This window comes from Gemmatimonas sp., assembly GCF_041689975.1.
GTDB lineage: Bacteria > Gemmatimonadota > Gemmatimonadetes > Gemmatimonadales > Gemmatimonadaceae > Gemmatimonas.
Window position 1 is genome coordinate 1 of the sequence record NZ_JBDNFF010000051.1, and the last position, 21,287, is coordinate 21,287.

The 21,287-nt window shown below is 64.4% G+C and carries 22 protein-coding genes; 10 read left to right on the plus strand and 12 right to left on the minus strand.

What is annotated here, in order from left to right:
* The first annotated feature begins 145 nt into the window (after positions 1 to 145).
* Together ACESNG_RS03695 and ACESNG_RS03700 are read left to right on the plus strand one after the other, a co-directional pair.
* Positions 146 to 1,060, plus strand: a complete 915-nt coding sequence (locus ACESNG_RS03695; protein ID WP_373067870.1) for a YHYH protein — start codon at positions 146 to 148, stop codon at positions 1,058 to 1,060.
* An 8-nt stretch (positions 1,061 to 1,068) separates the two neighbouring features.
* On the plus strand, positions 1,069 to 2,094 hold the full coding sequence (locus tag ACESNG_RS03700; protein WP_373067872.1) for a HupE/UreJ family protein: 1,026 nt from the start codon (positions 1,069 to 1,071) through the stop codon (positions 2,092 to 2,094).
* Between the two features lie 28 nt (positions 2,095 to 2,122).
* On the opposite strand, the gene nth is transcribed toward ACESNG_RS03700, so the two are convergent.
* From nth to ACESNG_RS03720, 4 genes are all read right to left on the minus strand, one after another.
* Positions 2,123 to 2,827, minus strand: coding sequence for an endonuclease III (gene nth, locus ACESNG_RS03705; protein ID WP_373057785.1), 705 nt, complete (start codon positions 2,825 to 2,827; stop codon positions 2,123 to 2,125).
* A gap of 34 nt (positions 2,828 to 2,861) precedes the next feature.
* Positions 2,862 to 4,640 carry a PHP domain-containing protein gene (locus ACESNG_RS03710; protein WP_373067874.1) on the minus strand — a complete coding sequence of 593 codons (1,779 nt, stop codon included), beginning with the start codon at positions 4,638 to 4,640 and terminating at the stop codon, positions 2,862 to 2,864.
* Between the two features lie 205 nt (positions 4,641 to 4,845).
* Positions 4,846 to 5,301: a hypothetical protein gene (locus ACESNG_RS03715; RefSeq protein WP_373067876.1), complete on the minus strand. Its 456-nt coding sequence runs from the start codon at positions 5,299 to 5,301 to the stop codon at positions 4,846 to 4,848.
* Positions 5,249 to 6,196 carry an alpha/beta fold hydrolase gene (locus ACESNG_RS03720; RefSeq protein WP_373067878.1) on the minus strand — a complete coding sequence of 316 codons (948 nt, stop codon included), beginning with the start codon at positions 6,194 to 6,196 and terminating at the stop codon, positions 5,249 to 5,251. Before ACESNG_RS03720 ends, ACESNG_RS03715 begins: the two co-directional genes overlap by 53 nt.
* Before the next feature lie 62 nt (positions 6,197 to 6,258).
* On the opposite strand from ACESNG_RS03720, the gene ACESNG_RS03725 reads away from it, so the two are divergent.
* Positions 6,259 to 7,926, plus strand: coding sequence for a HEAT repeat domain-containing protein (locus tag ACESNG_RS03725; RefSeq protein WP_373057777.1), 1,668 nt, complete (start codon positions 6,259 to 6,261; stop codon positions 7,924 to 7,926).
* 485 nt (positions 7,927 to 8,411) lie between these two features.
* On the opposite strand, the gene ACESNG_RS03730 is transcribed toward ACESNG_RS03725, so the two are convergent.
* Entirely contained in the window at positions 8,412 to 9,479 is a 1,068-nt protein-coding gene (locus ACESNG_RS03730) for a M42 family metallopeptidase (RefSeq protein WP_373057775.1), read from the minus strand.
* A 29-nt stretch (positions 9,480 to 9,508) separates the two neighbouring features.
* Between ACESNG_RS03730 and ACESNG_RS03735 the strand changes: the two genes are divergently transcribed.
* Positions 9,509 to 9,868: a TSUP family transporter gene (locus tag ACESNG_RS03735; RefSeq protein ID WP_373057773.1), complete on the plus strand. Its 360-nt coding sequence runs from the start codon at positions 9,509 to 9,511 to the stop codon at positions 9,866 to 9,868.
* A gap of 78 nt (positions 9,869 to 9,946) precedes the next feature.
* Here ACESNG_RS03735 and ACESNG_RS03740 read toward each other — a convergent pair whose 3' ends face one another.
* Positions 9,947 to 10,849, minus strand: a complete 903-nt coding sequence (locus ACESNG_RS03740; protein WP_373057771.1) for an ABC transporter substrate-binding protein — start codon at positions 10,847 to 10,849, stop codon at positions 9,947 to 9,949.
* Between the two features lie 121 nt (positions 10,850 to 10,970).
* Positions 10,971 to 12,656, minus strand: a complete 1,686-nt coding sequence (locus tag ACESNG_RS03745) for an amidohydrolase (RefSeq protein WP_373067880.1) — start codon at positions 12,654 to 12,656, stop codon at positions 10,971 to 10,973.
* Positions 12,657 to 12,763: 107 nt separating this feature from the next.
* On the opposite strand from ACESNG_RS03745, the gene ACESNG_RS03750 reads away from it, so the two are divergent.
* The gene (locus ACESNG_RS03750; RefSeq protein WP_373067882.1) at positions 12,764 to 12,976 is read left to right on the plus strand and encodes a hypothetical protein; all 213 of its coding nucleotides are present in this window, start codon (positions 12,764 to 12,766) and stop codon (positions 12,974 to 12,976) included.
* A 17-nt stretch (positions 12,977 to 12,993) separates the two neighbouring features.
* Positions 12,994 to 13,341 carry a type II toxin-antitoxin system PemK/MazF family toxin gene (locus tag ACESNG_RS03755; protein WP_373067884.1) on the plus strand — a complete coding sequence of 116 codons (348 nt, stop codon included), beginning with the start codon at positions 12,994 to 12,996 and terminating at the stop codon, positions 13,339 to 13,341.
* A gap of 100 nt (positions 13,342 to 13,441) precedes the next feature.
* On the opposite strand, the gene ACESNG_RS03760 is transcribed toward ACESNG_RS03755, so the two are convergent.
* Entirely contained in the window at positions 13,442 to 13,930 is a 489-nt protein-coding gene (locus ACESNG_RS03760; protein WP_373060366.1) for a fasciclin domain-containing protein, read from the minus strand.
* Between the two features lie 457 nt (positions 13,931 to 14,387).
* On the opposite strand from ACESNG_RS03760, the gene ACESNG_RS03765 reads away from it, so the two are divergent.
* On the plus strand, positions 14,388 to 14,534 hold the full coding sequence (locus ACESNG_RS03765) for a type II toxin-antitoxin system PemK/MazF family toxin (RefSeq protein ID WP_373067886.1): 147 nt from the start codon (positions 14,388 to 14,390) through the stop codon (positions 14,532 to 14,534).
* A 246-nt stretch (positions 14,535 to 14,780) separates the two neighbouring features.
* Here ACESNG_RS03765 and ACESNG_RS03770 read toward each other — a convergent pair whose 3' ends face one another.
* The 4 genes from ACESNG_RS03770 to ACESNG_RS03785 all read right to left on the minus strand — a co-directional run bounded on the left by ACESNG_RS03770 (position 14,781) and on the right by ACESNG_RS03785 (position 18,271).
* Positions 14,781 to 15,377, minus strand: coding sequence for a YggT family protein (locus ACESNG_RS03770; protein WP_373062541.1), 597 nt, complete (start codon positions 15,375 to 15,377; stop codon positions 14,781 to 14,783).
* A gap of 135 nt (positions 15,378 to 15,512) precedes the next feature.
* Positions 15,513 to 15,728, minus strand: a complete 216-nt coding sequence (locus tag ACESNG_RS03775; RefSeq protein WP_373067888.1) for an addiction module protein — start codon at positions 15,726 to 15,728, stop codon at positions 15,513 to 15,515.
* A gap of 56 nt (positions 15,729 to 15,784) precedes the next feature.
* Positions 15,785 to 17,035, minus strand: coding sequence for a VanZ family protein (locus tag ACESNG_RS03780; RefSeq protein WP_373067890.1), 1,251 nt, complete (start codon positions 17,033 to 17,035; stop codon positions 15,785 to 15,787).
* Between the two features lie 63 nt (positions 17,036 to 17,098).
* On the minus strand, positions 17,099 to 18,271 hold the full coding sequence (locus ACESNG_RS03785; RefSeq protein ID WP_373062547.1) for an acyl-CoA dehydrogenase family protein: 1,173 nt from the start codon (positions 18,269 to 18,271) through the stop codon (positions 17,099 to 17,101).
* Between the two features lie 54 nt (positions 18,272 to 18,325).
* Here ACESNG_RS03785 and ACESNG_RS03790 point away from each other — a divergent pair, with 54 nt between their 5' ends.
* The 3 genes from ACESNG_RS03790 to ACESNG_RS03800 all read left to right on the plus strand — a co-directional run bounded on the left by ACESNG_RS03790 (position 18,326) and on the right by ACESNG_RS03800 (position 20,380).
* Positions 18,326 to 19,339 (plus strand): endonuclease/exonuclease/phosphatase family protein, encoded by a 1,014-nt coding sequence (locus tag ACESNG_RS03790; protein ID WP_373067892.1) that lies wholly within the window; start codon positions 18,326 to 18,328, stop codon positions 19,337 to 19,339.
* Between the two features lie 135 nt (positions 19,340 to 19,474).
* Positions 19,475 to 19,858, plus strand: coding sequence for a hypothetical protein (locus tag ACESNG_RS03795; RefSeq protein ID WP_373065149.1), 384 nt, complete (start codon positions 19,475 to 19,477; stop codon positions 19,856 to 19,858).
* Positions 19,859 to 20,380, plus strand: a complete 522-nt coding sequence (locus ACESNG_RS03800; RefSeq protein WP_373065147.1) for a GNAT family N-acetyltransferase — start codon at positions 19,859 to 19,861, stop codon at positions 20,378 to 20,380.
* Positions 20,381 to 21,287: the final 907 nt, after the last annotated feature.

The following is a 21,287-nucleotide window of genomic DNA, read 5'->3' on the forward strand; positions in this document are numbered from 1 at the left end:
AGGGGCGCCAGGAATTAGGGGCGCCAGGAATTAGGGGCGCTAGGAATTAGGGGCGCTAGGAATTACGGGCGTCATTTTTAACAATAGGGAAATAGAGTACGTCAAATGCGACGAAGGCCGCTCTCCACGCCATTTCGGGGTACCCATGTTCTTTCGCTATGCGCTGCCGCTCGCCTGTGTGCTGGCAGGGCTTTCGGCCTGTGCTTCCGATAATGCCGCCAGCGCCACGCAGCCCACGGGCACCACCGTTGATGGCGTGGCGTGCTCCATCAACAGTTCGACCGTGAACAGCTCACCCAAGGTCAATGCGACGAGCACAGTGAAGTGGACGTGTTCCTCCGCCACGCGCACGATGACGGGAAATGGGATTCCCGATCATCCGGTCACCATGGGAAACTTCGCGACCCCGATCCGTGCGCAGAATCTCACGATCAACTTCCGCTTCACGCCCACGCTTGGCGCGGCGGCGGTGACGACGATGAATCCGGCCTATGCGCTCAACAGCGTGAAGTTCGACCCGGGCACCGCCGGCACCTGCACGTCCAACGCCACCTCCGTCAATCCGGGCGGCGGCTGCGTGGCGGCCATGGGTACCGATCCTTGGCGCCTCGAGGCCATCGGCGGTGCGTTTCAGTTCGGCACCGACGAAAGCAACGCCCACGTGCAACCCAACGGGCAGTACCACTACCACGGATTGCCCGAGGCCTACCTCACGAAGCTCAACAAGGGACAGGCCATGACCCTCGTGGGCTTCGCGGTCGACGGCTTCCCGGTCTACGCGCGCTACGGCTACGTCGCCGCCACCAACGCGTCGTCGGGCATCAAATCCGTCACGTCGAGCTACCGCCTCAAGACCACGCCTGATACCGGACGTCCGTCGGTCACGATCTTTCCGATGGGCACCTTTACGCAGGACTACACGTACGCCGCCGGCAGTGGTGACCTCGATGAATGCAACGGCCGCACCGGTGTCACGCCGGAGTATCCCGCCGGCATTTATCACTACTACATCACGTCCACGTATCCGTACGTGCAGCGATGTGTAAAGGGTACGGTGTAGTCGCGTCCGTGCGCCGCACACTCGCTGCCGTCAGCATCGCGCTCACCGCGTCGGCCGCGCCGCTGCACGCGCATCTCATGCCCGCGCAGTCCGGTACGCTCAACGTGCGCGATCGTGCCGTGTTCGGCGCTCTGTCCATTCCCGTGTCCGCGCTCACGGGCTTTGACGACGATGGCAATGGGCGACTGTCCATGATCGAACTGCAGCGCCATCAGGCAGCGCTGCAGCAGCAGGTCTCCTCGCGGCTGCAGCTGCGCAACGGCACCGACCCCGGGACACGAGAGTTCCTACAACTGTCAGTGGAACTGGTCGAAAACGACCCCGACTCCATCGGCGGTGGAACGCACCTGTTGGTGCTCGTGAAGCAATCATTCGCCAACGTACCACTGCAGCTGAACATCCGCACCGACCTGTTCGGAGCGCACGGTGCCGAGCAACAACTGGCCATCAAAGCCATGCACGATAGCGCCACCGAGATGGCCGTGATCCGCGCGCGACACCCCGACCATCAGTTCTTTCAGAGTCCGATGCATGTCGCCGCGCAGTACACCGCCCTCGGCATGGAGCACATCCTCACCGGCTTCGATCATGTGCTGTTCGTGCTCACGATCATCGCCGCCGCCGCCGGCTGGCGTTACTGGCTCACCGTACTCACCAGTTTCACCGTCGCGCACAGCATCACCCTCACACTCGGCATGCTGAACGTGGTGCGCGTACCCTCCAGCATCGTCGAGCCACTGATCCTCGCCAGCATCGCCGTGATGTTCGCACTCAACATCATGCACAAAACCGCCAGCGTCCGCACTCGCGCCCCAATCGTGTTCGCCTGCGGCCTCCTGCACGGACTCGGCTTCGCATCATCCATCGCCGACGCAGGCCTCCACGGCGCCCACAAGCTGGCCAGCCTAGCCGGCTTCAACGCCGGCATCGAACTAGGCCAAGCCACAATCGTAGCCGCCTCCGTCCTAGCCCTCGCCGCAGCCCGCCAACTTAAACCAGTTCCGCCCCTTTTTCCTAGCGCCCCTTATTCCTAGCGCCGTTTATTCCTAGCGCCGTCAGCAGTCAAACCGCCGGCCAACTCGCACAGCTCTCCTGTATGACGCACCCTGTACAGTTTGGCTTCCGCGCGAAGCACGTTCTTCGTCCGTGCCAGATCAACAGGTGACTCAGCAGCGCCCAGTCGTCACGCGGAAACAGCGGCATCAATGCCAGCTCGATCCCGATCGGGTCCGCCTGCCGCGTGAGCCCAAGTCGCCGTACCAGCCGCTGCACGTGCGTGTCCACGACGATGCCTTCGTTGATGTCGAACGCATTACCCAGAATCACATTCGCCGTTTTGCGTCCAACCCCCGCGAGCGGTACCAGCTCGGCGATGGTACGGGGCACGTTGCCGTCGTACTTCGCCACCAGCATGCCCGCCATGCCAATCAGGCTCTTCGCCTTGGCGCGGAAGAAGCCCGTACTGCGCACGATCTCCTCCACGTCTTCCTGCGTCGCCGCGCGCAAGGCGTGCGCGTCCGGGTAGCGCGCGAACAGCGCCGGCGTGACCATGTTCACCCGCACATCGGTGCACTGCGCCGAGAGAATCGTGGCGCAGAGCAGCTCGAACGGATTGCGGTAGTCCAGTTCGCAGTGGGCGTCGGGATACTCCGCCTTGAGCCGCTCGAGCACCACCGAGCTGACGGCCAGCTTGTCGGCCTTGGTCTTCGGCGAGCGCGACACCAGCGCTGCGCGCTGCGACGGCTTCTGCCCATTCGTCTTCGTCATGCTGCGCGTCGCATTCTTCACCACAGGCTTCACATCAGCCCTGCATCACGCGCAGATGCGGCGGTGTCGCGACTTGTCCGTTGCGTCGCGCGCGCGCGAAGGCGAGGACCTCGTCGGCTGTGCGCGTGTTGAGCACGTTGGCGGGCGTGAGCCATCCTTTGCGTGCGTTCGCAATGCCGAGTTCGAGATGCTCGAAGCCTTGCGGTGAATGCGCGTCGGGGCCGATGCTGACCAGCGCGCCTTTCTCCTGGGCCACACGGCACGCGCGCCAGTCGATGTCGAGACGATGCGGGTCGGCGTTGAGCTCCATCGCTACACCCACCGCGCCGGCCTTCTCGATAATGGCCGCGATATCGATGGCGTATGGTTCGCGCGTAAGCAACAAGCGACCCGTGGGGTGCCCCAGAATCGTGAGATGTGGATCGTCGAGTGCTTTGAGCACGCGGTCCGTCATCTGCCGCTCGTTCATGCCATAGCGCGTGTGCACCGAACCGATCACGAAGTCGAAGCGATCGAGAAACGTCGCGTCGTAGTCCACGCGACCGCAGGGGAGAATGTCGGCTTCGATACCCTTGAGCACGCGGAACGCGATCCCGTTGGTCACGTACTGCGCATTCAACGCCTCGATCTCGTCATGCTGCCGCAGAATTGCGTCGCGTGACAAGCCGCCGGCGTACGTGTTCGATTGTGAGTGGTCGGAGACACCCAGATAGCGCAAGCCGCGCGCACGTGCCGCGCTGGCCATGTCGTGGATCGTGGCGCCGCCGTCGCTGTACTGCGAGTGGCAGTGCAGGGCACCGACCAGATCCGCTTCCGTGATCAGCGTCGGGAACGCGCCACGCGCTGCGGCGTCCACTTCGCCCATCGCTTCGCGCTGCTCGGGCACCACATACGCCAGTCCCAGTCGCGCGTACAGTGCCGGTTCATCGGGAATCGATACCATCGCCCCGTCGCGATCACGCAGTTCGTCACCCGCCAACACGAAGCCCATCGTGGCCGCGCGCTCCGTGATCTGCTTCACGTGCGCGCTGCTACCCGTGGCGCGCCAGAGCGCCAGCGCAAACTGCTCCGGACGCACGCAGGACACGTCCACGCGCACGCCGTCTTCGAGACGCAACGACAACGTGCGGCCGCCACCACCCAGCACTTCCTTCACACCACGCAGCTGTGCAAACGTGGCCGCCACCACACTGGGACTTCCGCGCACGGCGCACACCAGATCCACGTCGCGCACGATCTCCATGCGCCGACGGATCGAACCCGCGATCTCGAGCTCCAGCACATCCGGATGCGCACGCATCGCCTCGGCGATGCGCTCGGCCTCGGCACGACCATGCTGCCAGAGCACGTACGCCCCCGTGGCCCGCAAATCGGCGATGCCCTTGAGGATCTTCTCCGCCGTCTTGGCGCCGAACTTCGGCAGTTCGGCCAGACGTCCGTCGCGCGCCGCGAGCTCGAGCTCCAGCAGCGAGTCCACGTGGAGGCCATCGTGAATCGAGCGGATGCGCGACGGCCCCAGTCCGGGCACGCGCAGCATCTCGAGCAGTCCCTCCGGCGTCTCTTCCTGCAAACGCTCCAGCAGGGCCGACCCGTTGCTCACGGCAAGATCGCGCAGCACCTCGATCGCCGCCGGGGCGATGACATCTTCCGCCGCCAGGTCACGGGCGAGCGCCTGCCCCAGATCCGTCTCGCCATGCGTCGCCACCACCCGCGCCGCCGTCTGCATCGCGCGGACCGAAAACCGGTCCTCGTCATGCAGCTCGAGGAGCGTAGCGATCTGGGTCAGGGCGAAGGCAGCGGCGCGGCAATCCATACGTCAAATCTAGCGTGGTCCGCGGGGGGGGAACTGGCAACTGAGAGCTGGGGACCGTGAACTGGTAAGAAACTCCCCAGGGAGCAGGGGGGAGGGTCTCAGGAAGCAGGAGGCAGCAACAGCGCGTTTCCCCCTGCTTCCTGCCCCCTGAAACCCTCCTCCCTGCTCCCTAGGGAGTTTTCAGTTCGTAGTTGCAGTTGGCAGTTCACCCCTCAATCCCCGCCAAGTGCCTAACCTGCCGCACCAGCTCCTCCATCTGCGTCTCCGTCAAATCCAGCTCCTGGCCAGCGGCCTCACCGTCCAGTAGCCCCGTCCTTACGCTCACCGCGACTTGGTTCATGTACCGCACCTTCGACAGCAGCTCGAGCGTGAGCTGACGTAGACCGTGGAACCGTCGCTTCTCGGCGTTGGCGCGACGGTAGCGCTGCGCCAGCTCCTTTGGACGGAGATCACGGGCCAGCAGTTCCACGTCGTGCAACGTGCGGCCGGGAAGTACCCCGCGATCGGGGATGCCGCTGTTCGTCCACCCCTGTTCGGCGAAGAACAGGCGACCGACCAGTTCGATGCCGTCGTGCGCGCTGTGCAATGTCACGCGCACATAGCGGTCATCAACGTGAATCGTGGTGAGCGGCGTGTGGGTGACCGGACCGTAGGGAACCATGGCTCTCTGCAAGGAAACGACGGATGGCGGCGAACAAGAGTTCCGGCTGTTCGACGTACGGCACATGACCGCAATCGTCCAACGCGATGAACTCCGCGCTCAACGACTGCGCAGCGGCGGCAGCCGACTCGAGCGGTATAGGATCCTGCTTGCCGTGAATGACGAGCGTCGGGCAGTGGACGCCACGCAAATCGTCCCTGATATCGAATTCGCCCAAGCTGTTCCACACCGACTGCTGCACACGACCCGTGACGCGAAACGGCGTGAGCGCACGTGCGCGTGACGGATCGGCAAAATATCCGGCCACACTCAACTCGAACCCCCGCTGACGATACGCGGCGGGATCGCGCTCCCGCAATCCGGAGGCTGCGAGCTCCTCGCGCATTGCCAGTATCGTTGCACTTCGCCCACGCACTGAGAGCGACGATTCGAACTCGTCCCGCCACGCACGGGTGATCGGCGCCGGCGACACCAGCACGAGACGTGCCGGCGCGAGACGTGCATCGCCGTGCTGCGCGCACTCGATCGCGTACAGCATCGCCAGCAGCGCGCCCCACGAGTAGCCGATGATCGTGGGGGGAATCAAACCGAACTCCGTGACGATCCGGGCGAGATCACCGACCTGTGTCTGCCACGTGATCGGTGCCGGGTCATCGGTCTTCGAGCGGCCGCCGCCGCGCTGATCATAGGTGATCACGCGGTAGCTGTCGGACAGCGCCAGCATCTGCGGATACAGGTAGTCATGGTGCGCGCCGGGGCCCCCGTGCAGCACCAGCAGCGGCGGCGCGCCGGGTGGACCATCGGCCCGCCAATAGAGTGGCAAGTCGGTCGTCTGCGTCACGCCATCGGTCGTTGGCTCGCCTGGCGGCGTGGCGGAAAGGTCGCTGTGTCCCATGTTCAGAAGATAAGCGGCGGTCACTATCGCCATCGACATGCCCGCTTCGTAACTTCCCGCGCATGGCTCCCCTTGGCTACCGACGCAGCACTCCGAGTGCGAGCACGACCGACAGTGGCATGCAGCGGGTCGTGTCCGACGGCCGATCGTCCCGTGCCGTACTCAGGGCGCTGGCACTGCTCATCGATCGCGTGGTCACGGTGCAGGCCCTTCGTCCGCCCGAGAGGGCCGGCGAGATCGACGCCGAGCTCGTCATGCAGCCATTGGTGCGTGATGCCCTCCGCCAACTCACCGCGCGTTCACGCGACGGGGCGTTGCTGTGCCGGGTCATTGATGGCCAGCTCGTGCTCGAGGGTGTTCCCATCGAGCGACGTCTGGCGGCCGACGACCCGCTGCTTGGTGGACTGCTGCGGCGCGCGCTTACCCTCGGCATCGGCTCGATCACCGTGCGTCAGGGCGCCGCCCCCGGCGAATTGCTCACCCTCGCATCGCTCTTCGCGCAACCACTTCGAACCGGCGAAGACGCCCGTGCGTTGTCCGGGGACACGCCGACCACGATCAATCGCGCGGTCATGAGCGATGAACCGCCGCGCGAACTGCTGCGATCGTGGAGCGTGCTCGTCACGCCGCTGCAGCCCGGGGCCGATTCAACACCGCGCTTCACGCCCTCCAGTTCGGCGGTGATCGATGACAGCGGGGTCGGCAACAGCACTGCGGGCGGCAGCGCGGTCGCCAACGCGCTCACCCGCCTGGCCGCCGCACGCACCGATGACGCGGCACTGGCCGCCGGCGATCTGCTCATCGAACTCATCGACGGCGCGGAATTTCGCGGTGACGCCCTCACGATCGAATCGATCGCGCGCGCCACCATGCAGCATGTGCACGACGTTGGTGGCAGCGGTGCGCGACTCGGCGGCGAACGTATCATGCGACGTTTGCTGCACCGCCCGTCATTGCAACTGCTGGCTACGCGCGTGCCGTACACTCCCGAGCGCACCATTACGCTCGAACTCATGGCCCGCGCCGGCGACGCGGCGGTCGAAGTGCTGGTGCAAGAGCTCATGACGTCGCCGGAGAGTCAGGCCCGACGCGCGTACTTCGACAGCATCGTCGCGCTCGATCTCAACGCCACTTTGCTGTTCGAACTCGTGCGCGACAGCCGCTGGTTCGTGGTGCGCAACGCCGTCGCGCTGCTTGGCGAAATGGGCGTCGAACAAGCCGACGTGGCCATGCTGCCGCTGCTCACGCACGACGACGATCGCATTCGCATCGCCGCTGCCCGCGCCCTCATGCGACTCGGCACCGCCAAGGCCATGCACGGTCTGCACGGTGTCGTGGAAGACAAGCATCCGGAAGTGCGACGCATCTCCGCCGCCGCCTACGGTTTGCCCGGCAGCGGTGGCGGAGGCGTTCGCCCTCCCGCGGCACGGCTGGCCGCCGCGCTCGACAAGGAGCGCGATGAAGACGTAGCGCTCGAAATGCTCGCCTCACTCGGCAAACTCGGCAGCGCCGACGCGATCCAGCGGTTGCTGCGCATCGCGCAACCCGCCGCAGCGGCCGAGCCGGGCGAACGCCAAGTCAATCGCGACGCGTGGATTCGCATCGCCGCCCTCGAGGCCCTCGTTCGCGCACGCGGCTACGCTGTGCTATCGTCGATCGAGTCGCTCGTCGGTGACGCTGACCCCGAAGTGGCGGCGGCTGTCGTTCTGTTGCGGGCTAGCATTGCCTGAGTTTTTGACAGCGCTTTGATTATGCGCAGGCTTCGGGGAGGCTGAGTAGATCCCTGTCCGCCGAGCATTTCCTCTCGGCCGTCGCTTCGCGCCGGCCATCGAGGAAACGAGTCGGCTGCCAGGGACTCTCAGCCTCCCCTCGCAGCCGGCACCGGTGCCAGCGCTGTTTGCTGTTGCGCGATTACCGCCCCCAACGCGAACGACAGTCGCCCGGCGACCGTCTCACCGCGCCACCACCGATCGCCACGACCGAGTCTGCGCGCGTAACCCGCGGCCTCACTCCATCGTTGCGCGGGCAGCAAGCTGGGGTCGCGCGAGCCTAGTCCGCGCCACCGACCCCGCAGCCGAGAGAGTCCGAAAGCCGACTCGTTTCTTCGAGGCACGGCGCGTGAGCGCCGGACGAGAAGAAATGCTCGGCGACTCGGACTCTACTCGGCTAAGGGGGCGGTGGCGCGGACGGCCCCGCAAGCACACCCAACCACGAACTAGCGCGCGGTAAAATCTGTGTCCGCCGTAACCGCGCGACACGCTTCCGCGATCAGTTCTGCCGCACGATCCAGGTCGTCGAGCGACACGAGTTCGTTGGGCGAATGCATATAGCGGTTGGGAATCGACAACAGCGCCGTGGCGACGCCATCGCGTGTGAGATGAATGCCGTCGGCGTCCGTGCTCGTGAAGCGACCCGCGGCGTGTACCGAGTACGGGATCTCGAGCTTCCTGGCTGTATCGGCGAGCAAGCGGAACACCACTGGGTGCACGATCGAACCGCGCGTGAGGACCGGTCCACCGCCCACGTTGTGTTCGCCGAGTTCCTTCTTCTCCACGCCCGGGTGATCGGTGGCGAACGTGACATCCACCGCGATCGCCATCTTGGCATCGAGCTGCTGCGCGGCCACGCGTGCACCACCGCCGGCGTAGCCGATCTCTTCTTGCGTCGTCGCGGCCGCGATCACGCGGGCGGCGCCGGGCTTTTCGGCATAGCGACGCAGCGCTTCGAGCACGACAAAGGCACCGATGCGGTCGTCGATAGCGCGTGACACGATACGATTGTTCGGCATCTCCATCACGCGCGCGTCGATCACGCCGGCGTCGCCGATTTCCAGATGCTCCATCGCTTCGGCCTTGTTCTTCACACCGATGTCGACCCACAGGTCGGTGATCTTCGACGCCTTCTCGCGCTCTTCCGGCTTCATGAGATGAATCGGCTTCTTGCCGATCACGCCGAACACGTCACCGTGGCGACCGAGAAAGCGCATGCGCTGCCCCACCAGTACCTGCGGGTCCCAGCCGCCGATGGCCTCGAAGTACGTGTAGCCGTTCTCGTCGATATACGTCACGATCACGCCGATCTCGTCGATGTGACCGGCCAGCAGGATCGTGGGACCACCGCTGCCCTCGACCGTGGCGAGGCTGTTGCCGACGACGTCGGCCTTCACGGAGGAGAACGTGGCGGCTTCGGCACGCCAGACACGCGCTGGTGCACCTTCGAAACCCGACGGACCGGGCGTGTCGAGCAGGCGCTTGAGGAAGGCTACGGAGGATTCAGAAAGCATAGCCCAAATATAGGTGCTATTCTTTTCGCATGACTCTCCTCCTTCTCGCGATCGGACTCGGCGCCGGTGTGCTCTCCGGCATCTTCGGGATCGGCGGCGGCATCGTGGTCGTACCCGCGCTGATCTACCTGGCCAAGATGTCGCCCCAGCAGGCCGCCGGCACTTCGCTCGCCGCACTCGTGTTGCCACTCGGCGCCGCCATCGGCGCCGCGACGTATTACCGCGCCGGCCACCACCTCGAGATCAAGGACGCGCTGCTGATTTCGCTGGGCATGGCGGTCGGCGCGTACTTCGGCGCTCAGATCGCGACCCACGTCGATGCGGTGGTGCTGAAGCGCATGTTCGCGGTGCTGATGGTGGGGATGGCGGTGAAGTTGTGGGTGGGGTGACGAAGATCTGTTGCCTGCCCCCTGAAACCCTCCCTCCTCTTTCCTTGGGAGTTCGCTTTTGCCGTTCCCAGTCCCCCGTTACCGCACCCTCACCCCATGCCTCGCATCAATCCCCGTGAACAACCCCGGATTGAATACGCGAGCCATCGCCTCGATCCCATCCACAATGCGTGGTCCTGGGCGGCTCACCAAGCCGTTCGCGTCCAGCGCCCACACCTGACGCCCGGCCAGCCACGACCACTGCGGCAGCGCCAGGCAGCGCTTCGCTTCGGCCACTGACGCGGCAAGTGAATAGCCGCACGGCGCGAACAGCACGAACTGCGGATCGGCCGCCACCAGCTGCTCCATCGGCACCTTGGTCGAGTGCAGGCCGGCCGTGCCAAGGACGTCGAAGCCTCCGGCGCGTTTGATCTGTTCGGGGCCCCAGTGACCGGCGATGTACACCGGGTCGGTCCACTCCAGCAGCAGCACGCGCGGGCGCGGCGCTTTGGCGGCTTTCAGTATGTCGTGTACATGCTTCACGCGGTCGTGCAGTCCCGCCAGCAGTTCCTCGGCTTCGTCGCTGGCGGCCATCGCCTGCGCGACCGCCTGAATGTCGGCGTACACACCGTCCAACGTCGTGCCGCCCAAGGTCACGATGCGCGGAATGGGTGAAAGCTTTTGCGCCAGCGCACGCACGTCGGTTTCGCTGATCGCGCACACATCGCACAGCGTCTGCGTGAGCAGCACGTCGGGATGCAGCGCCCTGATGCGCGCCTCGTCCATCGAGAACAGCGCGTGCCCTGCGCCGTGCAGTTCACGCACCGCCGCGTCGACCTCCGCCGGGTCCGTAGTATGCGGAATGCTGCTGGTCGTCACCCGCGCACGCGACACAACGACGTCGGGATAATCGCACTCGTGCGTCACACCCACGAGGTGGTCGGTGGCACCGAGAAACGCCATGATTTCGGTGGCGGCGGGGAGCAGAGAAACAGTGCGCATTGCTGGATCGCTCGTGAGCTAAGCGTAGTGAGTAAAAGTCTCGCGTCATGCGTTCGCCGTGCGTTGTTTGCCCGTCACCCAAAACTCCAAACTTCAACCCACCACTCCAAACTCACACGATCTATCGGACCGCATCAAAAACCAGTTTCCCACCCACGTACGTCGACAACACCTTCGTCTTCATCACCAGCTCAACGGGCACCCGCATGATATCCGTGTCGAGAATCACGAAGTCCGCGAACTTCCCCGCTGTTAGCGAACCCATGTCCTTCTCCTGAAACCCCGCGTACGCCGGCCAGATCGTCATGCTGCGCAACGCGTCGTCACGCGACATCTTCTGCTCGGGGAACCACCCACCCGCCGGCCAATCGCGATCATCCTGACGCGCGATGGCGGCATGGAACGAGATCAGCGGATTCACCTGCTCCACCGGAAAGTCACTGCCGTTCGGAATCACCACGCCCGTCTGCAGCAGCGATTGCCACGCGTACGCGCCGTACAAGCGGGTAGGCCCCAGGCGCTTGCCGATCCAGTACATGTCGCTGGTTTGATGGCTGGCTTGCATGCTGGGAATCACGCCCAGCTGGGCAAAGCGCGGGATGTCGTCGTAGTGCAGAATCTGCGCGTGCTCCACACGAAACCGGTGATCCACACTCGGCACCGTCTCGAGCGCCTGCTCGTACGCGTCGAGCACCACGCGATTGCCACGATCGCCGATGGCGTGCGTGTTCACCTGGAAGCCCGCCTTCAGTCCACGCTCCGCCACTTCACGAATGTGCGCCTGCGTGCTCTTCAACAGGCCGCTGTTGTTCGGATCGTCACTGTACGGCTCCAGCAGTGCCGCGCCACGCGAACCCATCGCCCCATCGGCGTACAGCTTCACCGCGCGCACCCACAATTGGCCATTGTACATCGCCGACTGCGGTCCCTTCGCGAAGTAGTGATCGAGTGCCGCCTTGTCGTCGCCGATCATCACATACAGTCGAAGGTTGAGCTCCTGCAACTTTGCCAACTCCTCGTACGTGTCGATCGCCATGCGTGTGGCGCCGGCATCGTGCATGCCCGTGAGACCCCAACGGTGCATCAGCGCAATCGCGTCCTTGAGCGCGCTCTTGTACTCGGACGTCGTAGGAGCAGGCACCTGGGCCTCGAGCACGTCGCTCGCGTTGTCCACGAACACGCCCGTGGGATTGCCCTTGGCATCGGTGATGATCTGCCCGCCCACCGGCGCCTTCGACGCCGCCGTGACCCCCGCCGCCTTCATGGCCGCCACGTTGGCGTAGGTGGCGTGACCGTCCACGCGCTCCAGCAGCACCGGATGATCGGGCAGCGCCGCCGTGAGCGCGTCGTGCGTGGGAAAGTCGGTCACGCCCCAGTCGTTCTGGTCCCATCCACGGCCCGTGATCCACGTGCCCTTGGGCACCGACTTCGACTTGGCCACCACCCGCGCGATCACCTCGGCCAAACTGTTCGTGCCCGTGAGATCGACCGACCGTAGCGTCTGCGCGAGCCCGCTGAAATGCGCATGCCCGTCGACCATACCCGGGATCACCGTGCGACCGCCCGCGTCCACTACGCGCGTGTTGGGACCCTTCAGCACCGCCGCCTCGCGTTGCGACCCCACGAACGCAATGCGTCCATCGCGCACCGCGAATGCTTCGACCAGCGGACGTGCGTCGTCGGCCGTGTACACGCGCGCGTTGGTGACGATCAGGTCGGCGGGCGCCTTAGCGGAAACGGACTGCGCCGAGAGGCCGAGCGGCGTAGCCGCGAAGGCCACACCAAGGAGCATACGGAAAGCGATCATGAAGCCGGGGTAGGAGGGTCCGAAAAAGAGTAACGCGGGGCAACCGTGATGGTCAGCCCGCGTTACATAATCTGACCGCCGGGAGTCAAAGTAGTTATACTCATGGTATGAAGACTGCCATCTCACTCCCGGATGCCGTGTTTCAGGCGGCCGAACGCCACGCGCAGCGCACCCAGAAGTCGCGCAGCCAATTGTACGCGGAAGCGGTTGCCGAGTATCTGCACCGCCACGCTCCGGACGACGTCACCGAAGCGATGAATCAGGTGATAGACGAAATCGGCACCGCCCCCGACCCGTTCGTGCAGGCGGCCGCGCAGTAGTTGCTCGCCCGCGTCGAATGGTAGCCGTTGCCCAAGGCGACGTGTGGTGGGCGGAACTGCCGACGCCGGGCGGGTCGGCCGCCGGTTTTCGCCGCGCGGTCGTCGTGGTGCAAGGCGATGCACTCAATCGCAGCCGGTTGCCGACCGTGCTGTGTGTCCCGCTCACGAGCAACCTTGCGTGGGCCGAAGCGCCGGGAAACACTCTTTTGTCCGCCAAGGTGACGGGTCTAAAGAAGGACTCGGTCGCCAACGCCTCGCAGCTGTTTGCCCTGGACCGCACGTTTCTTGTCGAGCGGATGCGCTCGCTCGCTCCGAAGCGCCTCGCGGAAGTGTTGGTCAGCATTGACATCGGACTTGGCCGCTAAGGAACGAAAAACGCGGGGCAACCATGAAGGTCACCCCGCGTTCGTCGCACTCCCTACTCCCTACACCTTACTCCCAACTCCCTACTTCGCAGTCAGCGTATTACTTCGCCGGCGGCAGAAGGACCGCGTCGATCACGTGGATCACGCCGTTCTTCGCGATGATGTCCGTCGTCACGATGTGCGCCTGGTTGATCATCGGCACGCCACCCATCACGCTGATCTTCGCTTCCTGGCCTTCAACCGTCTTGGCACCCTTGCCCGCGAGCTTGAGCGCGTCGGCCGCCATCACCTTACCGGCGACGACATGATACAGGAGCACGTTCTTGAGCGCGGCCTTGTCCTTGCCCAGCGCGGCCAGCGTGGCGGCCGGCACCTTCGCGAAAGCTTCGTCCGTCGGCGCGAACACCGTGAACGGGCCCGGGCCCTTGAGCGTCTCGATCAGGCCGGCATCCGTGAGGAGCTTGGCCAGCGTCTTGAACGAACCAGCAGCCACCGCCGTCTCGACGATGTCCTTGTCCTGCGCCTGCACGATCGACGGAGCGGCTGCAGCGAACATCGCACCAGCAACGAGCATGGAAAGCTTACGCATCAGAAAAGCTCCGAGATTTCTATGTTTTGGTATAAGACCAACCGGTCCTAACACCACCTTGAACACGGCCAAGGTGGGTGCGGTTCCGCGCCATTTGCACTGTTACAAAGATGCCGATGGGTCCGAATGGCCAGTCCGACCACTGTGGCGAACGATGGATGCTGACGGGGAAGCCGGTTGGTAAGGAACGTGTGAGGGCTCACGGAAGTACCGCTCCGGATGGTGCAGCGAGGCGGCCACCACCGCTGCACCATCCGGAGCGGTACTTCCGGTGGCCCATACACGTTCCTTACCAAACAGCTTCCAGTGTGAAATCACCCGTTCGCCACAGTGGCCGGGGCAAGTGGGACATCACGTCAGGTGACGGTCTTGCTGACATCACGTGGCATCGCCCGCCGTTGCGTCAGGTGGCGGAACCCAAGGCGACCTATGAACTGCGGCCGACAAAGCAGCCGAAGTGAAGCGCTACGACGTCTGCCAGGCGCAGCTCGACCCCACGGTCGGCGCGGAAATCGCCAAAACCAGACCTGTCGTGATCGTCAGCCTCGACGTGTTCAGCGAGATGCTGGAGACCGTCACGGTATGTCCACTCACCAGTGTATAGCGCCCCACGTGGCGTGCCCGACTCGCCGTGCGCATTGCCCGGAAGCCAGCCGAGATCGCGGGACACTGTAGCGAACGGCGGATACTGACGGGGAAGCTGTTTGGCGGGCAACGCGTGGGGGCCACCGGAATCACCGCTCCGAATGGTGCAGCGAGGGTGGCCACCACTGCTTCCGGCATCGTAGCGGTGATTCCGGTGGCCCATACACGTTCCTCACCACATCGCTTCCCGCGTGAAAGCACACGTTCACAACAGTGCCGACGTGATCACACTCTCCAAAATCCCCAGCCCGAAGTACGCGATCAGTACCGTGATATCGATCATGCCGATGGTCGGGATCACCGAACGCATCGGCGCCAGGAACCATTCGGTGAGCACGTACGACCAGCGCCACCACTTGGAGTAGGGACTGCCGCCCACCCAGCTCGAGATCACGCGGGCGAACAGCGCCAAGCGTAGCACGCTGAAGGTCCAGCGCACCAGCAGCGCGGCCAGCGACGCGCCCGACGTGCTCATGTACGCCAGCATCATGATCTGGTCGCGCAGGAAGCCCACCGCCGACAGCAAAATCAGGCCACCCACCACGACGGCGGCCAAGGCCCACCAGGGCGCGGCATAGGGTGTGCCGCCGGCGCGCATGATCCGGCGCTCCATGGGCGCGATGAGCCAAGGGTCTACCCGGTCGCGGGTAAAGCGCGCGAAGGGGGAGAAAGGCGAGATCTTGCGGGTGCGCACGCTGTACGACACCACGGCCGCCACGGCGGCGACGGCGCCGGCCACGAAGACGGCGGGGCGCAGCACACCGAGGAGCAGGTCGAGAACACCGATGACGGATCCGAGCATATCCGAATGATACTCCCGAGCGGGGCGTATGGCCCAGTCGGGTGGAGATGGCATGGTTGACGAATGTCATCGAGCGTCACCGGGAACGGCTCTGGATTCTCCTCGATGGCGGCACACGTACGACCGACTGCGGTGTCATTCGCCGCGCTTGCTCAACTCCTGAATCGTCTCGCGCCATGGTGTGCCTGGGTCACCGTCGACCTCCAGCGCAGCACGCCGGGTTCGAAGCAGCGCGGCATCGGCCGCCGCCGGCCCAACGGCAGCGGGATCAAGACTTTCCCAAAGCTGCTCGGCGAGTTCGATGCGCTCGGCGGGCGTTAGGTGACTGAAGTCGACGAGCGGCCTGGCCATGCCAAAGTATCAGAGAAGTGAGTCTCCCGAGCAAGATTCCTTGAACTACGGCTTGACTATTCCAAAGGAGCAATCGCACTACTGGCCGCTCGCCCCGCCGCCGCCCCCACCGCGAGCAGGCCAATCATCAGCACCCAGTCCCGCCCGCCCACCGGCGCCACCCCAAAGACACGCGGCATGGCCGCGGCACTGACCGCGAGCCATAACAGGGCGATCGCCAGCACGCGCCAACGCCGCGTCAAGGCCTGAATTCCCCACCATCCAATTGGCACCATCAGCACAGCAATCCAGCATATATGCGCCAATAGCTCAAAATCCCCACCAATTGAAAAGACCGTCTGAATCAACGCCCACCCCAGCAGCGGCGTGAGCGCCATCGATCGCGTGCCACTGAACGCCGCCGATCGTGCCGACAGCCGCAGCGTATCCGGCGCGATCCACGCCTCCACCACCACCACGCTGGGGTCGATCACCGACCGCCCAGCAAACACGCTGTCCAACTGCAACGTGGGCATCGCCAGCCCCCAGTCCCACGCGCGGCGCGTCACGATCAGCGAGGCGGTCTCCCCCTCCTCACCCACGAACGCCACCGCCGACGAGTCGCCGACCACGTGCAAGTAGCCGATCGGCACCAGCGCGCCCCCGTCCTCACGACCGCGCACCACCACGCGCATGGCCACCCGTGCCGGCTCGCGCGAAACGACCGCCATGAGCGGCCCCGTCCCACGATGCGTAAAAGAAACCCCGTTCACCGTGAGCGTATCAGCCAGTCCGCCAAACCATCCATACCCCGGCGTGAACAGCAGCGTGCTCGATCCATACGTCGGAAGCCCCGCGACATCGGCCCAAACCCGCCCGCCCTCCCCCGACCGCGGCCCCAACGCCGCACTCGTGAGCCCAAACAGCAGCACCACACCAACCGCCCACCCCCAAGACAGTCCCGCCGCCACCCGCCACGACGTCGGGAATACCCACCCACGCCGCGCCCAAAGCCACGCCCCCAACAAACCACCCAACGCATTCGCCACCACATCCGCCCAAGCCGCCGATCGCCCCGGCGGCACGCCAATCGATTGCAGATACTCCACACCCAACGAAAACCCCGCCGACAGCACCAGCACCAGCCACCACCGCACCCCCAACATCGAAAGCGCCAACCCGAACGGCCCAAACAGCACGACATTGCTGATGCCATCGGTAGCCCACAACCCACCGCACACGAGACACCACCGCGGCGGCATCACCCCCGCCGCCATCGCCCCGTAAGGCGCCAACGTGGCCACGGCGATGAGCGCCACACTAGCCACCAGTACGACGCGCCCAACCCAAAACCCCAAACTTCGACTCAAACCCCCAAACTCATCCCGCACTTACCGAAGCACAGCCTTCGCTATGGTCTGCAACTGCATATTGCTCGTCCCCTCGTAAATCGTGCCGATCTTCGCGTCACGATAAAACTTCTCCACCGGATACTCGCGTGTATACCCGTATCCGCCGAACAGCTCCACGCACAGCGACGTCACGCGTTCGGCCATCTGCGACGAGTACAACTTCGCCATCGCGCCTTCGCGCGCGATATCCTGACCCGCGTCCTTCAAGCGCGCCGCGTTGTACACCATCAGACGCGCCGCTTCGAGTTCGGTAGCCGCCTGCGCCACCTGGAACTGAATGCCCTGAAATTCGGCCAGCGCCTTACCGAACTGCTTGCGCTCTTTCAGGTGAGCCACCGCGGCCGTGAGTGCGCCCTGCGCCACACCGATCATCTGCGCACCGATGCCGATGCGCCCTTCGTTCAGCGTCTCGATGGCAATCTTGTAACCCGTGCCCACGTCGCCCAACACGTTCGCATCACTCACGAACGTATTGTCGAAGTGCAGCGACGTCGTGCTCGAGGCGCAGATCCCCAGCTTGTGTTCCTTCTTGCCCACCGAGAAGCCGGCTGTGCCGCGCTCCACGATGAACGCCGTGATACCCTTGTAGCCCATATCGGGACGCGTGTTCGCGAACACCACGAACACATCGGCCTCACCGCCGTTCGTGATCCACGCCTTCGACCCGTTCAGCGTCCAGCCGCCTTCCGTTTGTTCGGCGCGCGTGGCCAAAGCGAACGCGTCCGAACCCGAGCCCGGCTCGGAAAGGGCATAGGCGCCGATCGTGCCCGACGTCATGCGCGGCAGAATACGCGCGCGCTGCTCGGCGGTGCCGTACCGGTACAACGGGTAATTCACGAGCGTGTTCTGCACGTCCACCTGAATCGCCGCCGACGCGTCTACCTTGCTGAGCTCTTCCACGGCGATCGCGACCATCATCAGCGATCCGCCGGCACCGCCGAACTCTTCCGGTAGCTCGATACCCATCAAACCGAGTTCCACGAACTTCGCGGTGAGTGCGGGGTCGATCTTTCCGGCGTCCTCCATCGCATGAACACGAGGCCGCACCTCCGATTCGGCCAGATCAGCCACGGCAGCGCGAAACAGCTCCTCCTCCTCAGAGAACATCGTGAGGGGAGCGCGGGAGAGGTCGGGAAGGGAAGAAGCAGTCATCGCCGTCGGGCTATGGGGAGAAGTACCCTTGGGATTTAAGGAGCAAGCGAGCGAATGAGAAGCGGCACAACGGGCACCGTGGTCACGGGAGTGGTCACCATTGCGGTCCTAGGTTATGCGCTCGCTATGGCGCTCGTGGCTATCGCCGTGGCCACCACGGGCGACAGCAATGCGCTCGGCATGCTGCTGCTGTTCGGACCACGGTGGCTGCTGGTGTTCCCGTGGCTGCTGCTGGTCCCGCTGGCCTTTCGCAAGTCATGGCGGCTGGTGCTCATCACCCTCGTAGGCGCCACGGTGACGCTGTTCTCCGTGAGCGGGTTCGAAGTACCCACGCTGAGGGCGCTGAGAAATGGAGCAGGGGGAGGGAAGACGTTGCGGGTAGTCACCTACAACACTGACCGGTCTGTCGCGCTGGCCTCGCGCATCGTGACCGACATGCTGGCGTGGGACGCCGACGTGATCGTGATGCAGGACTGTGCGCCAGAGGTGAGGGCCGCCATGCAGACGGTGGCATCGGTTGCCGATACGAAATACCAGCTGTACAGCGAATCGGAGTTCTGCGTCGCTACCAGACTGCCGTCGGCGTTGCTCGAGCGCTCGACCGGGTCGCGCAACGCAGGTCGGGCGTTTGCCATACAGGTCACGTGGGAGGGGACGACCGTCGACGTCTTCACCGTGCACCTGCCAAGTCCGCGAAACGCACTCTGGGCCGCGCGCAAGGGAAGTGCCGACCTGCTGGAGCAGAGTGTCGAGGTGCGGTCCACGGCTTCGGCGGCGATCGCGCAGTGGGCCCTGGCCAATCGTGGAGGTGGCGCCGTGATCGTGGCCGGTGACTTCAACCTGCCCGTGGAGTCGCGCGCGCTGGGGCGTGACTGGAGCTCGCTACGCAACGCCTTCAGTGAAGCCGGTTGGGGCTTTGGGCACACCATGTTCGCCGGGCGGCACAAGGTGCGAATCGATCACATTTTGGTATCGCGGGAGTTCACCGTGCGGCGGGCGCGGGTGCTGTCCGGGTACCCGTCAGAGCATCAGCCGGTGGTGGCGGAGCTGGCGATCATCACGAGATAGGTGATTTTCGCGATTCACGCAGGTGATATGCGTAAAAACTACGTAGTTTGTACGATGTACTTGCGTAATATGTCTGTAAGATGCGATACTTCGTAAGTCGAACCACCCGTTCAATCCGTCTTCGAGGAACCGCCCATGTCCAGTCCGATGTCGTCGATGACCCGCTTGGATACGAGCGTGACAGACGCGCCAACTATCCAGAAAGCACAGCGGCTCATGGCGCGACTCGATGTGGGGAACGCCGAACTCTATCGGTGTGCGCTGGATGCCCTCGACTGGTGTGTCCGGCAGCGACAGGAGGGACGCCAGATCGCGAGTCTGGGGCCGGCGAACTCGAATATCCGAGAACTGTCGGCAACCTACCTCGACGCGGCATCGCTCGACGAGCGGCTGGTTTATCTCGACGGCGCCGCTTTCGATCAAATCGTGTCGCTCGGCAGCACAGCCGCGACGCCTCCAGAAGCGCTGCGGACACTCATGAGCGAGGCGCGGGAGCGCGCCACCGCGTCCGCGCGCTAAATGACGGTCGATGTCTTGGGACAACTGCAGATCCGTCCGCTGGCGCGCAGCGATTGCAAGCGAGAGTTCTCGTGCGGTGTCCCCGCTCTCGACGACTATCTGCCGAAATTCGCGTGGCAACACGAGCAGCGAGGTATCGCGCGCGTCTACGTGCTTGACCACACGAGCGGACTGTCGGGGGTTCTGGGGTTCTACACGCTCTCGGCCAAAAGCGTGCGGAAGGCCGAGATACAAGAGGCGGTCACGCAGGCACTGCCGTCATTCGACATCCCTGTGTTCTACATCGGCAGCTTTGCTGTCGCGAGCGCCGCGCAACGCCTCGGGTACGGCCGCTACCTTCTCGCTGACGCGTTGTACCGTTGTGTTCAAGGTGCCGAGGCCGTTGGTGCACACGGTGTATACCTCGACTCGCTGTCGGAACGGAGTACGACGTTCTATGCCTCGCTGGGCTTCGTGGCCGTCGGCGACTCCAAGACACCGCAGCCGATGTATCTCCCAATGAGCATCTTGCGAATGGCGTGACGCTCAGCCGAGGAGTGCCTGCACTCAGGCTCGGCCGCGCGGGCTGGCGGCGGAGGGGGCGCCAATGTCGTCGGCAGCACTCCGCGATCCTCGAGGGGCAGATCCGGCAATTCCTTGGGTGGAATCCAGAGGACACCGTTCGGTCCCCACGTCGCCCACGGCACACCGAGTGCTTTGTGCACCGCCTTGGCTTGACGGATCGCACGATTCGCCAACACGATTTCGTCGAGAGGAGCATCATCGGAGCGTTCGGCGGTGGTGTCACTCATAGCGCACCTCGTCGAGGTGAACTGGACGACGCATCTTTCGGTGAGACGGTGTCCCATGAGCGTTGCACGAGCTGCCAGGTATCGACGTCATCGATCATTGTTTCCGTAGCACGCCTCCCCGGGCGACGCGGCCCAATCCCACGCCGACCTTCGCGTCATAGATGTGCCAAGTATGGACGTGAGGCACAAACACGCCGCGCAGATTCCGTAGACCGGAAACATACCGTCGGCGAATGTCCGCTCCTCAATGAAGACCCCACATCCGGCCATTGATGTACACCGCAAAACCGGCCACCACGACGAACAGCTGAGGCTGGTTAGCGGTGGTGGTGACCGCAATGTCGGTCGCCGCTTGGAGTTTCGTCCGCTCGCTTTGGGGCCCGCGGCTCCTGGCGTCGATCCTCCACCCATTTGCTATAGGCCCCTCAAAGGGGTACGATAAATGTCAAGGTATTATCGTGCCCCTTTGAGGGCCGGCCGTGCGAAACGCCGCGTACAGGGCCCCCTAGGGGTCAGTTAGACTTCCTGGCCTTTTGTGGCCCCTTTGGGGGTCTGAACCAATACCCAATGTCCCATGCGAACAGTCCTGCCAGAACCATTGCCGCCGCTTGACCCCGCGCCGCATGATGCCGCCGCGC